This window comes from Dietzia sp. SLG310A2-38A2 (assembly GCF_014145095.1).
Classification (GTDB): Bacteria; Actinomycetota; Actinomycetes; order Mycobacteriales; family Mycobacteriaceae; genus Dietzia.
The window spans coordinates 27,985-42,252 of the sequence record NZ_JAALDX010000056.1 but is presented as its reverse complement, the minus strand read 5'-3'; the positions used below and the strand labels follow the sequence as shown (position 1 = coordinate 42,252).

Here is a 14,268-nt window from a genome sequence, read left to right as displayed (position 1 = left end):
CGCCGCTGCGGACGGCGCTGTGGCAACGTGACCGGTAGGGGCACCCGGTCGAGCCGAGGTCGCTGATCAGCCACTCGAACGCAGGCGGTCTATATACATCTGTAGCGTTCGCCGAACGCCTGGCGCTGGAGGGCATCGACCCGTCGATCGGGAATGTCGGTGACGCGTACGACAACGCGCTCATGGAGACGGCCAACGGGCTGTACAAGGCCGAGTGGTACAACAATGACCGGCTCCACCCGAGCTTGGGCTACGTCTCGCCCGTCGAGTTCGAGCAGAGCTACTACGCCGCTCTCAACCGAGAGTTGCAGCCCACTCAGGGAGCGGCGGGAAGCCTGGGGCGGTTCATCGCGACATCTTGGCGCGCTCAACCGGTACGTCTGCCCTCACTTGCCGAGTACCCCTGCGAACCCGACCACCATTGCAGCCAAAATACCCACTGCGACACCCGTAAATACGGCGTCCAATGCGGGACCACGTCTCACTAGAATGCCCGCTCCGGCCCCTGCTATGCCGATCACGGCGATCCCGATGAAAAACGAGAATAGCGTCATGAAAACGAACATCGAGAAAGCCGCTGCAATTGCATCCCCGACCGTGCCTCCGCTGACGCCAACCATGATGATCGGGAACTTCCACGCCAGAGCCATCACGCCCGCCGCTACCGGGGCCGCCACTACCGCGAACCCTGCACTGATCAAGACGTTCCGATCCGACTCTTTCTCCATTGCCCGACGGTAGCTCCCCAAGTGAAGTGTCATCGCCGTTCACCGGGCGCGCTCCGTACTCGGTGGCGATCAAGCCGGAGACGATGCGATCCTCACCCCCGACGGGATCGAGGCTGTAGAGCTCACATTATCCGGTGTCGTGTTCACAGGACATCTCCAGTCGTCCGATTCCATGGGGTGCGTCTCGAGAAACTACAGTTTTGTGAGACTCTCGATGCTGGCCCTGGCGCACGTCCACTTCATGGGCCGGTAGCGTCCTCTGGTGTCTCGGAAAACCGTCTCGCTAGCGGCGTGAAGAATTCGTCGTCGCCGAAGACCTGCGTGAGGTCGAGCAAGCGCGGGGCACACACATATCGGATCGCCCTGAGTCGCACCGTGACCCCAGGGAGCTGATCGGCAAGGCTTGCGGCGATCGCGTGGCCCTCGCGATACCAGGCCGCCGGGTCTACATCGTCGGCCCATTCCGGCAAGGCGAGATCTCCATTCGGCAGGCCGAGATCGGCGCTAGTCCCATGGTCATCTAGCCCGTAGGCGAGGAAGCTGCGGTGCCAGTCCTCGTTCCACTGCCGGAGTCGCTCCTCGAGCTGCGAGGTGAGCCCGAGGCTGCGCGGGGTCGGAAAAACCCCGCGACCCGGACCGGCTCGGAGCCGAGGGGGCTGGTGGTACGGCAGCCACCCGTCCCATAAGCCCCACTCGACCCCGTACTCCGGCATGAGTTTCAGCTCCCCCGGCACATCCGGATCGGGCTCATTGCCGGGCATCCGCCAGCCATCCTCACGCGTGATCTGTCCGGTCAGGGCGCACACGTAACCCAGCTGATCAGCCGCCAACTCGCACACCACGTACTTCTCCGCGCAGCAGAACACGAAGTGCTCCGGATACTGCTCACCGAGGCGCTCCGCCAATGCGTGGCCGCGGTCGAGCCAGGCCATCTCGTCGAACCCGTCCGACCACACAGGCTGATCAACAGGGCGGTCACCGAGGTGACCGAAATGAGCTTTGAACTGGCTGATCCAAACCTCGACCTCGTCCCGCAGAGCCTGCGGGATCTGCAGGTCCGCCGCCACGCCCTGGTTGTATCCCGGATGACCGGGAGGGAACACGTCAGGGGATGCGGAGATGTAGGGCCGATAATCGATGACCGGGTGGAGCGCGACAAAGTGGCGATCTAACGGGCCCGGGTCCGCGGGAACCCGGCACGCCGCGCGGCATAGGTGCGACGCACGCAGCCCATGGAAGGTCCCATCCGGCGAAACTCGCATCAACTCAGAGTATCCCGCCCGGGCTTCGGATAATTAGCGACGGGAACCGGCACGAGACCGCCGTGGAGATTCAGCGCGCAAGCGGCTCGCGGAGGAATCGAGTCTCACCATTGGGGTTCGACGACGAGCCACACGACTATGCCCTTCGACGCCCACAATGCGTCGGGGTTACCGCTCAGGATCTCGCCTTCTTCCAACTGGCCTTCTTCCAGCAGTGCAGTCGGGTGCTCGAGTGCCGCCTCGTATACGTCCTTCGCTTCTGGTCCAGTGAGTGTTCCGCATAGGCCCGACGGATAATTCGGCTCCACAAACTCGGATGGCGCAGGGCCCGGCCACTCAGGCACATCGGCGACAGTGAGGGCGGTGTCGACCATCCCTGGCTGACAAACGATCACCTCCTCAGGGATCGCGAGTGCCTGGGCCGTTGAGGAGAAAGTGCTCTCGACCGGTGGCGCCTCGGTCGGCACTGGGCCGGACGTACCGTCGCTGCCACACCCTGCCAAGAGTGCAACTCCTACAGTGCAAGCGCCAACGCCTACGGCATACCGCCTGAGCATCGCTACCCCATCCCCGTTTCGTGAACCATGAGCAGATGTTGTCACCGGTAACCTTGCCGCCGCAGCGTGTCGACCTGGAACTCCGCCCACTCCGCTGATCGACAGAGCGGCTCGCGCGCTCGACCGACCGTCCCCGTTCCTTGGTAGTGGAACGTTCGAAGTCGCATCAGCAACGATCGGGTACCGAGCGGCAATCGCCGTCCCAAAAATGGGGCTCAGAATCAGGACCCGCTTTCCCAGCGAGAGCGTTGGTGAGGCTCGCATAGATCGTGGCCACCTGCTGTCAGTGGCTCGGATCCTGCCAAACCCGTGGCACTCGGCGACTGACAGACTGGTGGCAATGGGCTGGTGGGCCTGGAGCGTACAGACTGTCGTTCCGCCACTTCGGTGTCAGTGAATGCCGCTTGGTTGCCAGTGCACGGCTGGCCAGGAAACCAGTCAGGTGGCGTCGTGAGATCAGTCAGTGTTCGCCTCACCGGTGCCCGGGTCGAGTGGAGACCGATTCCATCGTCGGCGTAAGCGCTCTGGTCTGGGAATTCTCTTCCGGATCCGGAGGCGAGTGTTAGGGGACAGTAAGGTGTGCTGCACATGGTGATGGGACCTACGCACGCGATGAGCGGCGCCGGCGCGGGGCTGGCTATCGGGGCATTTCTCCCCGTGGAATGGGGCGGGGCCACCTCGGCGACCGAGGTGTTCGTGTTCGCCGGGGTCACCGCCGGAGCGGCGCTTCTCCCGGACCTCGATACGCCGCAGAGCACGCTCGCTCGCAGCTTCGGGCTGGCCTCGAAGGCCCTCGCTCACATCACTGAGAGCGTCTCAAAGACCATCTACGACCTGACGATGACTCGCAAGGACGCCCGGATCAACAACGGGCACCGCACCGCGACCCACACGCTGTGGTTCGCGCTTCTTGCGGGTGCCGGCACCGCTGCCCTCGTCTCGGCGTACGGCAAGAACAGCGCTATCGGGGTGCTGTTCTTCATGCTCGGCCTGGCCATCCGCGGCCTGGCACCGAACTGGGCCAAGAAGCAGGATTGGGTCTACGTCACCGGACTCTCGCTGGCGCTTGCGGTAGCAGTGTGGTTCGCGCTGCCAGCCTCGGCTGGCAGCGCAGCGCTCGGCGCAGCCGTCACAACGGGCGTGCTGGTGCACATCCTCGGCGACATGCTCACCAAGCGGGGCGTGCCTCTACTCGGCGGCGTCGTCAGTATCGGAGGCAAGCGATGGTGGAACTTCCGCCTGCCGGGGCCGCTGCGAATCCGCGCAGGCGCTGGCATCGACAAACTGTTGGCCGTTGCCTTTACCGCCGTCACGGTGGTTCTGGCCTACTGCGTGGTCTGGGCGCCGCACCTGATCGGCGTTCCCTGGGTGGCCGGCACCTTCATCTGACAGCGGAGGGCTGACCCACGAGCGAGAACGAAGCGCGGTACCTGCACGAGTCGTGCAACGCGGTCATGGACCGCTCTCTCGATACGCTTCGGTACATTCAGATCGGGTGATAAGGATGAAGAATGGGACAGTCGTAAAGGTCGCGGCAGCTCCGCTACTTCTGGTTGCCTCGATGGTGGTGAGCGGCTGCGCAGAGTGGGATGCCGCGGTGAATCGGGGACTCCCGTCGGTTGACTCGGGGCGCCAGGCTGAGGTCGAACCCCCGGCAGATCCGTCGCCGGTAGAAGAGCAGACGAACGTGCAACGGAGCGAGAACGGTATTCCGACTCTGGACGCCAGCGAGAAGCTCCGAGACAGTGCCTGCGCGAAAGCAGACGACATGATCGCGAGGGACTACTGGGGGCACCACGCGCCTGATGGCACCGGCGACCCGTTCGTATTCATCCGTGAGGCCGGTGTCAATTACTCCACAGCTGCAGAGAACCTATTTTACTCAAGCACGGGCGGACCCGATCCGGTCGCCAACTGGATGCAGAGTCCCGGCCACAGGGAGAACATCCTGAACCCGGAATTCGCCCGGGTGGGCGTCTGCCTGCGGACGGCTGCGTACCAGGGCCTCCCCGAGGCTCATCTTTACGTCCAGCACTTTGCTACTCCGATGGCGGAGAGGTAGCCGGCGCTGAGAACTCGACGACGAATCGCTCGATAGGGCTGAGTCCTCGATAGAGGGCGGAGCACCGCCTTCCTGGAGGAGCTTGGCGGAAAGCTCCAGTCGGTTCCCTGGGCCCGGCGAGATGGAGTGTTAGCTCGCTAACACCGGATCTCAGGAACTCCTGCTCCTCGACGTGTTGAGACACCGTTGAGAACTGCCGCGGGCTGATTGCCTACGTCCTCGCGCGCGAGAGTTCCGCACAGACCGACGTGAGCGACGGCGAGGGAGCGCCCGTCGGGTCGGGTTCGTCTGACGCAGTATGAGTGCGATGGTGGCCCGAACATCGTCACTCAAGGGGGCTTAGAGTGACAGTGTGAACCTGGAGTTGGTCGTCAACCACCCGACCGGAGCGCTCGTGAATACTGCCGGCACCGACCCTCGCGCCGATGCTTGACCCATCTGTCCTGCGACGGGATCTCGAAGAGGCACAGGACCGTTTCGAGCAGTATCGGGCGTCCGTGACCACGATGCTCGAAGAGCGCGCTGCTGGCGACCTGTCGCGAGCCCTCGAGGTGGTCCTCCCCGACCTGGCTTTCTACGAAGGGCAGGCCGTCGCCGCGGCTGTGGCGCTCGAACACCTCGCCGTCGACTCATCTTCGGTGCCGAAGGTGCTTGCCGACGAGCTCGTGGAACAGCAGGCCGCGCGATGCAGCAGGGAGTACCTGGCAGGTTTCGCCAAGGTGCTCGCCCGAACAAATCAGCACGTGCCGAGGTAGGCCGCGGCAGCGATAGCGCCCGCGGAGGGCTGCGACCCCGGATGGCTGGGCAAGCGCACGGGCCGGCCGGCGTGCGGCGCGGCGCCACCACCCGGACAGCGACGGGGATCAGTGGTCAGTCCGGCGTGTGTCGCGCGAGAATCGGTCCGCCCACAGCCTCCATTGCCACAACGTGAGCGTCACGAAGACCCCGGTGCAGGCGACCGCACCGGTCTTCCTGCGCTTATAGCTGGCCACCATGGCGCACACGAGCGATGTACTGGCCATGCCAGTCAGGGCCAGGACCATCGGTTCGGACCTGGGGTCCCGAGACCAGGACTCTTCGCCCAGGATTGCCCGTGTCGCAAACGACGACATGTTGTGAGCCGGCGGCGTCATCACGGGGTTGATGGCAAACCACGCGCCGATCGGCACGTACAACCACCAGAGGCGAGTCCACAGGGGTATCAGCAGAAGCGGTGCGCTCAATAGTCTCGACCATGCACTTACCGGATGAGCGTGCCGCCGGAACATGCGAGCGTAGCAGCTGTCCTCGGAAGCCACGAGTCCAGCTTTCCACCTCGGTCGCCATGACGGCCACCACATCACGACTCTCATCCGCAAGGGCGACGGCGAGTCCCGGCACACCGTTGGGCTCCTAGTCTCGGTAGGCGAGTAGCGCGGCGTGGGGCCGATGACCGGGATCGTGTCGATGCTCCCGATGGGTGACTGTGAACCCTGCACGGTGAACGGTGTCGATCATCGTGGTCAGGGGCCAGAAGTAGGCGGGCGCCACAGCATGGGGAAACTCCTCGATTGTGTCACCGTCGAAGAACGCAAGGAGTAGGCGACCTCCCGGTGCTAGTGACGCGCGCACCGTCGCCAGTGCCTCGGGCACGTCTCCGGGGGCGAGATGGATCAGTGAGTACCAGGAGAAGACTCCGCCCAAGGGGTCCGGCAGGTCGCCCAGATCGTCAAGAGTTCCCTGACGGAACCGCACCTGCGGGTAGGTGCGCTGTGCGTGGTCTACGAACTCTGGAACTGGGTCGATTCCTTCGGCTGTGACGCCAGCGTCGGTGAGGTAAGCAGTCCAGTGGCCGGGACCGCAACCGACGTCGACTACGCGACCTGTGCAGCCGCGAGCCCAGCGGGTGACCAGCGCCCGGTCCTGGGGTGCCGTCGTGTCGATGTTGCCGAGTAGGTCGATGTACTCGTGTGCGCGGGCGGAGTAGGCGGAGTGCACCGTGTCCGCGTTGCGTGGTGTGCGTGACTGCGTGTTCATGCGGGGCCAGCGAGTATCAGGTTGCGCAGAATGTGGCCTTCGAGGCGGTCAAGTAGATCGGATGCGCCGACTTCAGGTTGCGGGTGCGCTTGCGAGCGCAGAAGGGTCACTGCTTCTTCGAGTGAGAAGAGGCACTCAGCGAGCCCGGTGCGTTGTTCGACTCCGCAATCGGCGTCCAGGATCAGGGCGAGGCGTGCGCGAACGTGGTCGCGCCGAGTGGCGGCAAGGTCGGCAAGGTAGGCGTCGATCACGGTGTCCGGGCTCTCTCCTGCGTGTCGGGCAACGAGGTGGTGGAACACCGCTCGCGACTGCGCAGCGAGGAAATCGGAAACGCCCGCGATGAGGACGGCGCGGGTGCGGTAGTAGTACGAGGTCGATCCTTTGGCTATGCCGAGCTCTGCGTCAATTGCTTGGTGGGTGAGGGCATGACTTCCACCCCGTGCAGCTAGCGCGATAGCTGCACGACAGATCTGGTCTCGTCGGGATGGTCGCTCGGGCACGAGTCCAGCCTACCGCCGGAGCCTCTAGGAAGCTAGAGTTTCGGCTATGTGGACAGCTTCGGCGAAGGCCCGGTCGGCTGGCGCTATCAGGCTCACCGCACGCCAGTGCGCGGTGATGGATTCGATGGGCGGCCGCGGCGACGTGTATGTCTACGGGCCCCCTGGCAGTGGGAAGACGACAGTGCTCGACGCAGTCCATAGGAGCGTGCCTAAGTCGGTGCGGTGGCACTGTGCAGAGTTCTTCCGCGCAGTCCATGCTGAGCTGCCCAGACACGGGCGCGACCTGGACACAACGGTACGAGCGCTGACAGGTCGGGCTAGTGCTGTGTTTTTCGACGAGTTTCACGTTCACGATGTCGCGGATGCGATCTACCTACATCGTGCGCTGACCTGGTGGTGTTCCCATCGGGTTCGAGTGGTAGCTACGTCGAACTATGTGCCCGACGAGCTACTACCTAATCCTCTCCTACATGCTGCGGCCGAACCTGTCATAGATCTCATCCGGTCCAGGTTCGCGGTGATTGATCTCGATGAGGGCGTCGATCATCGCACCGTCGCCACCGTCAGCGAGCATGGCTTCACCGCGGGGAGATGGCTACCGCCCATGTCGCACGAGGCAGCGACCGCCTCATTCAGGCTGGGGAACCGAAGCCTGCCTGTCCTCCCACAGCCGATGGGAACGCGGGCGATAGTGACGACCTTCGTCGCGCTATGTGAGCGCCCGTGGTCGACCAGCGACTACCTGAACCTTCTCGCTGACGGGGGACCTCTCGTCATCCACGACGTTCCACATCCTGCGTGTATTAGTCGCGAACCCGGACAGCGCCTGGCCAATCTCGTTGACGTCGCGTACGACCTCGATGCCCCATTGACGATCCATTCCCCGGGAGTACCCGACCACCTGGCCGCCTCGGCGTTCCCACCGCTAGATGTCGCTAGAACCGTCAGCCGTCTGCGTAGTCTGAGCGTCTACCAAAGCTGACGATGCGACGCACATTCTCCGGCCCACGCCACTAGTCGACCAGGTGAACCTGGCGTCCAAGGCTGCACATCGCGGCAGGAGGCCCCTCCCGCCCGCATTGCAACTGTCACCCGCCACCACGGGTGTGCCCCGCTGACCGGCCGGTCCAGTCGTGTCTCCCCCGGGAAGCACGGACTATCGCTGTACAGACCAGATTGACGAAACCGCCCTATGGGTAGACAAGTTCTTTGCCAGCCGCGCTCTAAGAGCTCCTGTTGGATGACCTTCCCGAAAGAGGAGCAAAGGATCCGATGGCGATCTCATCGACACCTTGTCCGGAATGTGCGTCGGGGCGAATCCAGTCCACTCGGCCCCGAGACCGCGGGTGCAGGTCCACCGTGTGACTCATCCCGCTGGCAGGTTTGACGGTGACGCGTCCGGCGGCCGTCCATTGAGTGCCCTCTGGAGTAGTAGCGATGTCGGCTCGCTCGTCGTGGGCGCGTGCTCGTACTCGGGTGATAGTGGGTTCGTCGGTGACCGAAAGCAGCTCATCGTCTATCACTTCACGAACTGAGAAGGGGTCGGGGCTCCCACGCAGTACGCCGTATCGCTCGGACATCTGGGTCAACAATCCTGGATAAGTGAGGACGAAGAGACGACTGTCGAGCTCGACGGTGTCGTCACCGCCATCGGTCGAGACGCGTCGCAAGGCCAGCTCGGCCAGACCATTTCGGGTGCAGCGAACAATCTCGTCCTGAGCGGCGATCCAGCATCCGTCGCGGACGGCGTGGACCCTGCGCGTCCACAGAGTGGTGGGAGGTTCGATTGTCAGCGGCAGGAGATACTCGGTGACTCGTGGCGGCGTATCAGCGGAGTCGATATGGATGAGGACGGGGTTTGATTTGTCCATGACCCACACGTCGGTCCCGCGGACGCCTATCGCCCCGGCATTGAAGCTGCCGGTCGCTTCCGGGACGTCATCGAGATCGAGGTCCACGATCATCCCGGTGGGATGGAAGGGTTCGTCGACAGGGAGAATTCGCCACTCGGGCCAATGGTGGTCGGACTCGGTGTCCAGGTCGCTGACCCGCTCTGTGCCCGGGACGCGTTGCCGCCCGCTAGCTGTGCTCTCGTACTGTTCTTCGACCAGTTGTAGGCGCCGAACCCTGCCGGTCGTGGTTTGTGGGTGTCCGGGGATGGCGTGGACAAAGTCAGGGGACAGTCGCCCGGGCAACCGGACTCGGCCGGAGAACGGCGCGTGGTGGAGCCACCGGGCGGTCCAACCGTCACCGACGACCACGAACGGCCACTGCAACGATCCCTCCTGGTCGAGAAGCGGCGTCTTCCCGTAATCGGGGCGCACTGTGACGTGGAAGGTATCAACGCCGGCGGTTGCCTGGTCGACGTCTGTATCAAAGAGGAGAGAGACGCTGATGACGCCACCCACGTAGAGCTGCGGTAGTGAACCGTCCATGAATACCGCGCTGGAGACGAACATCGAGATCGTGTGGTCCCGGGTGCTGCGGTGAGGTGTGGAGTCAGGGGAGTGAACCGCTCGTTTCCGCTCGTCGCGTACCTCAGCGAAGGCGGACACTTCGACGCGCAGATCAGCGACCAGTGCGTCCGCGATTCGTTCGGATTCTTCGGCCGCCTCAGCGGATCTCCACCCGGTCTCCGGGACGACATTGGACTCCCAGTGTTTCATCCACTCGGCCAATCGTCGTGCAAGCGATTCCGATAACCCGTAGTCCTCTGGGTCCATCGCGTATTTGTCGGTCCCGCTCTCCCACAGAGGGTGGTCGCGGCCATAATCGGGAAAGAATCGGATCACCCGCCTATAACCGCCCGACCCGTAGCTGGACTCCAGGTGTTCCTCCACGTTCCCCCTCAACGCACTGGCTGGTGGGTTCAACGTACGTGCTCGGGCAGATGATGGTCGCCGCGGGAGCACCGGCGCTTCGCGAAAGCCTGCACCAGATGGCCGCCACCATCGCGCCGGACGCGCGTGCGGCGGGCGGCGGGTGACAATCGGCATAACCGTTCGGAGACAGCACTCCTCGTTCGTCGCCGGGGCCCGGACCAGCTGGGGGTCAGATGGCCCGGGCCGCGGAGGGTGGCGAGTCAGGCCAGCGCGGCCTTGACAGCCTCGGAGAGTGTCGTCGTGGGACGGCCGATGAGGGCGCTCAAGGAGCGGGAGTCGTCGTGGAGCTCACCGGCGGCGACGGCCCGGTCGATGTCGGCGAGCGTCTCGACGACGGGGGCCGGCAGGCCGGCTTCGGCCAGAGCTGCGGCGTACTCGGACTGGGGCAGGTCGGTGTAGGCCACGGGCTGGCCGGCCAGCTCTGACAGTGTCGCGGCGTACTCGGCCATCGTGAAGCTCGTGTCGCCGGCCAGCTCAGATATCTTGCCGGCACTGTCGTCGGCGAGCAGAGCGGCCGCGGCGGCCTCGGCGTAGTCGGCGCGGGTGGCGCCGCTGATCTGGCCCGATCCGGCCGCACCGAGCACGCCGTGCGCCAGGTGGGTGGGGATCTGTTCGGTGTAGTTCTCGAGGTACCAACCGTTGCGCAGCAGGACATGCGGGATCCCCACCTCTGCGAGGGTCTGCTCCGTCTGCACGTGCTCGGTGGCGAGACCCAACGAGGTGGAGTCGGCACGGAGGACGCTCGTGTAGGCGACCAGCTCGACACTGTGCCGGGCCGCGGCCTCGATTACGGTGCGATGCTGAGCAGCCCGCTGGCCGATCTCGCTGGACGAGACCAGCAGCAGCCGGTCGACACCGTCCAGCGCGGCGTTCACGGAGGGAGCGTCGTCGTAGTCGAGGCGGCGGGTCACCACGCCACGTGCCGCGACGCCACTCAGTCGGTCGGTCTCGCGGGCGGTGGCGACGATGTCGCCGGGAGCGACGCCCCGGTCGAGCAGCGCTTCGACGGCGAGGGCTCCGAGATTGCCGGCGGCGCCGGTCACGAGGTAGGTCACGATGTTTCTCCTGGGTACTGGGTCTGTCGACCGATGGACGTCAACTGTCTGACGCGACTACTAACCACCAGTTGTCGCAAACTGTTTCCGATCACCTGTACCCACCTTTAAGTAAGGTACTGGTATGAAAGTTAGTGAAAGCTCGCTCCAGCTGGCTGCCGCCTTCGGCGAGGGCGTCTACACCCAGAATTGCCCGACCCGTGAGGCACTGAGCCGGGTCACCAGCAGGTGGGCGCCGTTGCTGCTGGCGGCGCTCTCCGACGGCGAGCCGCTGCGCTGGAATGAGCTGCGCCACCGGGCCTCCGGCATCACGGACAAGATGCTGTCCCAGACCCTCCGCAACCTCGAGGCAGACGGATACGTCCACCGAGATGCCAGGCCGGTTGTGCCGCCGCATGTCGAGTACTCGCTGACTCCGGACGGTGTGGAGCTCACCGAGCGGCTCCTGGCCCTGATGATCTTCGTCTCGAACAGAGAACTCGGTTCGGCGTCCGCCGTTACTCGCGTCGCTGATTAGCGTGGAGCCATGTTCACTGGCTTGAGCGCGTTCCCGGTTACTCCTCTGAGCGATAGTGGTGTGGACTCCGGCAGGCTGTCCAGAATCGTTGAGGGGCTGGTGGGCGCGGGCGTCGATTCGATAGGGGCGCTCGGTTCTACCGGGTCGTACCCGTATCTCTCCACGGCAGAACGGGCGCAAGCAGCGCGGGCGGTTGTGTCGGCCGCGGGCGACGTGCCGGTGATCATCGGAGTCGGGGCACTGACGTTGTCCGACGTGTTCCGCAACGTCGATGCCGCGCAGGCGGCGGGCGCGTCCGGCCTGTTGGTCTCGGCGATGACCTATCAACCGCTGACGGACGAGGAGGTGGTCGGGTTCTTCGAGGACGTCGCCGCGCGGTCTTCGGTGCCGATCTGCGTGTACGACAACCCCGGCACGACGCACGTCACGTTCACCGATTCAATGCACGAGCATGTCGCTGCGCTCCCGCAGGTGCGATCGATCAAGCTGCCCGGCGCCCCGGTGCCGGCGTTCACCGATCGGTTGGGCGTCCTCCGGCAGGCAGTGCCCGAAGACGTGACGCTGGGAGTCAGCGGTGACGCGTTCGCCCGAGACGCGCTCCTCGGTGGCGCTGACGTCTGGTATTCCGTCGTCGGCGGCACGCTTCCTGGGCCCGCGGTGGCTCTGACGCGTGCGGCCCAGCGCGGTGACAGGGCGGAAGCCGACGCGATCGCGGCTCAGCTCGCTCCGTTGTGGGGACTGTTCGCCCGGTACGGCAGCTACCGGGTGGCCGCCCAACTCGCGTTCCTCCTCGGCCTGACGGACACGGTCGCGGTGCGCCGTCCCGTGCGTCCGCTCGCCGATGCCCCGATAGCCGAACTCCAGGCGTTGCTGCCACGTCTCACCGCGGCCCGGTGACGACGACGACGATTCCGTCCGCCCGATAGCCCGGCAGTCTCTGGGCCAATCGAAGATCTTGACAGGTTGAGAGCAAGTGTCTAGTTTTCCCGGGGTGAGTGGCGCCCGTCACTTCCGATGAGAACTCGAGGAACCAATGCACTTACTCTCCCGTCGGGGCTTCCTGGGTTCGGTGGCCGCGGCCGGCATCGCGGCGGCCGCCACCGCGCACTCCGCGGCAGCTCGGGCGGGTGACCACTCCGTCCCGGTGTCTGCCACTGGACGGATTCCCCATGAGGTGGAGGAGCACCGTGTCCTGGTGGTGGGCAGCGGGTTCGGTGGCGGCGTCTCCGCTCTGCGACTGGCCCAGGCAGGGGTGCCCGTCGTGGTCCTCGAACGTGGAAGGCGTTGGCCGGCCGGTCCGAACTCCGACACGTTCCCCAGTGCGACCTCCCCCGATGAGCGCGCGCTCTGGTTCGGTGGCGCCGCCGAGGTGTTCGGTCGCCCGGTCGACCTGCCCCGCTACACCGGCTTGCTCGAGGCGTCGGTGGGCGACAACATGACGGCGGTCCTGCCCACGGGAGTGGGAGGCGGATCACTGATATATCAGGGCATGTCACTCCAGCCCACCGAGGAGCTCTTCTCCGAGTGGTTTCCCGGCGCGATCGACTGGCCCGAGATGGACCGGGAGTACTTCCCGCGTGTGGCCCGGATGCTCCGGCTCGCCGAGGCTCCCGACGACCTCATCGAGTCGCCCCAGTACGCGGCCTCCCGGCATTTCGCCCAGCGGGCCCGGGACTCCGGTCTGCCGGTCAGCAAGATCCCCATGCCGATCGACTGGGAGTATGCCCTTGCCGAGCTGCGGGGTGAGATGAGGCCGTCGTTCACCAATGGCGACAGCTCTCTGGGGGTCAACAACGGAGGTAAGAACTCTGTTGACGTCACCTACCTCGCCCAGGCGGAGGCGACCGGACTGGTCGATGTGCGGCCGCTCCACGATGTGCGTGCGATGCGCCGCGCACCGGACGGTTCCTGGGAACTCGACGTGCATGTGCTCGACCTCGGCGGGAACCTCTTGAGGACGCTCACCCTGCGCGCATCGGCGCTGATCCTGGCCGCAGGATCGGTCAACACCTCGACCCTCCTCGGCCGTGCTGACGCGAACGGCGCGGTGACCGACCTGCCCGATGCGATCGGCGAAGGGTGGGGCACCAACGCCGATCGGATCTACATCTGGACCGATCCCACGGCTGGGTTCCCCGCCGAGCAGGGAGGCCCTGTGGTCTACGGCAGCCTCAACTGGAAGGACCCGACCTCGGCTCACACCGTGATCCAGGCCTCGCTGCCCTCCGTCGGGGTGCCGATCCACAGCACTGTGCTCGTGGGTTACGGCGTGAGCGCGGACCGCGGTCGGATCGTGTACGACCCCGTCCAAGACCGCGGAGTCATCGAGTGGCCCGCCCACGGTGACGGTCACATCATTCACCAGCACATCTCGCGTACGGCGCGGACGATCGTCGGAGAGTCCGGCCACCTGACCGACACCAATGAACTACTCAACTCCACCTGGCATCCCCTCGGCGGGGCCGCCATGGACCGGGTCTGTGACCTGGAAGGACGCGTCATGGGCCAACGCGGTCTGTACGTGATCGACGGAGCCCTCATCCCCGGCACCACCGCCGCCTGCAACCCGTCGCTCACCATCGCCGCTATCGCCGAACGCGCTCTCGACAGGATCGTCAGACACGACGTCGGCCAGGTCTTCTAAGCACCAACCCGAGCGCAGGATCCCCATGCGTCGACACGCGGCCCG

The 14,268-nt window shown here is 65.1% G+C and carries 14 protein-coding genes and 1 pseudogene; 8 read left to right on the top strand and 7 right to left on the bottom strand.

Annotated elements, in window-relative coordinates; all coding sequences use genetic code 11:
- Positions 1 to 305, top strand: a pseudogene (locus tag G6027_RS18555) (IS3 family transposase); the annotation flags it as partial.
- An 81-nt stretch (positions 306 to 386) separates the two neighbouring features.
- Here the strand turns inward: G6027_RS18555 and G6027_RS02340 are convergent.
- The 3 genes from G6027_RS02340 to G6027_RS18550 form a co-directional block, all read right to left on the bottom strand.
- Complete coding sequence (locus G6027_RS02340; RefSeq protein WP_182635049.1) at positions 387 to 728, bottom strand: hypothetical protein; 342 nt, start codon at positions 726 to 728, stop codon at positions 387 to 389.
- A 239-nt stretch (positions 729 to 967) separates the two neighbouring features.
- The gene (locus G6027_RS02335) at positions 968 to 1,795 is read right to left on the bottom strand and encodes a hypothetical protein (RefSeq protein ID WP_182635047.1); all 828 of its coding nucleotides are present in this window, start codon (positions 1,793 to 1,795) and stop codon (positions 968 to 970) included.
- Positions 1,796 to 2,094: 299 nt separating this feature from the next.
- Positions 2,095 to 2,364 (bottom strand): hypothetical protein, encoded by a 270-nt coding sequence (locus G6027_RS18550; RefSeq protein WP_241726739.1) that lies wholly within the window; start codon positions 2,362 to 2,364, stop codon positions 2,095 to 2,097.
- Between the two features lie 771 nt (positions 2,365 to 3,135).
- On the opposite strand from G6027_RS18550, the gene G6027_RS02325 reads away from it, so the two are divergent.
- From G6027_RS02325 to G6027_RS02315, 3 genes are all read left to right on the top strand, one after another.
- Entirely contained in the window at positions 3,136 to 3,936 is an 801-nt protein-coding gene (locus tag G6027_RS02325) for a metal-dependent hydrolase (protein ID WP_182635065.1), read from the top strand.
- A 115-nt stretch (positions 3,937 to 4,051) separates the two neighbouring features.
- Positions 4,052 to 4,609 (top strand): CAP domain-containing protein, encoded by a 558-nt coding sequence (locus tag G6027_RS02320; RefSeq protein WP_241726749.1) that lies wholly within the window; start codon positions 4,052 to 4,054, stop codon positions 4,607 to 4,609.
- Positions 4,610 to 5,034: 425 nt separating this feature from the next.
- Positions 5,035 to 5,364, top strand: coding sequence for a hypothetical protein (locus G6027_RS02315; RefSeq protein WP_182635044.1), 330 nt, complete (start codon positions 5,035 to 5,037; stop codon positions 5,362 to 5,364).
- A gap of 637 nt (positions 5,365 to 6,001) precedes the next feature.
- Here G6027_RS02315 and G6027_RS02310 read toward each other — a convergent pair.
- The 3 genes from G6027_RS02310 to G6027_RS02295 all read right to left on the bottom strand — a co-directional run bounded on the left by G6027_RS02310 (position 6,002) and on the right by G6027_RS02295 (position 9,965).
- The gene (locus tag G6027_RS02310; RefSeq protein WP_182635042.1) at positions 6,002 to 6,625 is read right to left on the bottom strand and encodes a class I SAM-dependent methyltransferase; all 624 of its coding nucleotides are present in this window, start codon (positions 6,623 to 6,625) and stop codon (positions 6,002 to 6,004) included.
- The gene (locus G6027_RS18545) at positions 6,622 to 6,876 is read right to left on the bottom strand and encodes a hypothetical protein (protein WP_241726737.1); all 255 of its coding nucleotides are present in this window, start codon (positions 6,874 to 6,876) and stop codon (positions 6,622 to 6,624) included. Before G6027_RS18545 ends, G6027_RS02310 begins: the two co-directional genes overlap by 4 nt.
- Positions 6,877 to 8,348: 1,472 nt before the next feature.
- Positions 8,349 to 9,965 (bottom strand): hypothetical protein, encoded by a 1,617-nt coding sequence (locus G6027_RS02295; protein WP_182635036.1) that lies wholly within the window; start codon positions 9,963 to 9,965, stop codon positions 8,349 to 8,351.
- A gap of 23 nt (positions 9,966 to 9,988) precedes the next feature.
- Here G6027_RS02295 and G6027_RS19290 point away from each other — a divergent pair, with 23 nt between their 5' ends.
- On the top strand, positions 9,989 to 10,111 hold the full coding sequence (locus G6027_RS19290; RefSeq protein WP_277612285.1) for a hypothetical protein: 123 nt from the start codon (positions 9,989 to 9,991) through the stop codon (positions 10,109 to 10,111).
- 96 nt (positions 10,112 to 10,207) lie between these two features.
- Here the strand turns inward: G6027_RS19290 and G6027_RS02290 are convergent, their stop codons facing one another.
- Complete coding sequence (locus tag G6027_RS02290; protein WP_182635034.1) at positions 10,208 to 11,062, bottom strand: NAD(P)H-binding protein; 855 nt, start codon at positions 11,060 to 11,062, stop codon at positions 10,208 to 10,210.
- A 124-nt stretch (positions 11,063 to 11,186) separates the two neighbouring features.
- On the opposite strand from G6027_RS02290, the gene G6027_RS02285 reads away from it, so the two are divergent.
- From G6027_RS02285 to G6027_RS02275, 3 genes are all read left to right on the top strand, one after another.
- Positions 11,187 to 11,579: a helix-turn-helix domain-containing protein gene (locus G6027_RS02285; protein WP_182635032.1), complete on the top strand. Its 393-nt coding sequence runs from the start codon at positions 11,187 to 11,189 to the stop codon at positions 11,577 to 11,579.
- 9 nt (positions 11,580 to 11,588) lie between these two features.
- Positions 11,589 to 12,476, top strand: coding sequence for a dihydrodipicolinate synthase family protein (locus G6027_RS02280; RefSeq protein WP_182635030.1), 888 nt, complete (start codon positions 11,589 to 11,591; stop codon positions 12,474 to 12,476).
- Positions 12,477 to 12,612: 136 nt separating this feature from the next.
- Positions 12,613 to 14,223: a GMC oxidoreductase gene (locus G6027_RS02275; protein ID WP_182635028.1), complete on the top strand. Its 1,611-nt coding sequence runs from the start codon at positions 12,613 to 12,615 to the stop codon at positions 14,221 to 14,223.
- The last annotated feature ends 45 nt before the right edge of the window (positions 14,224 to 14,268 follow it).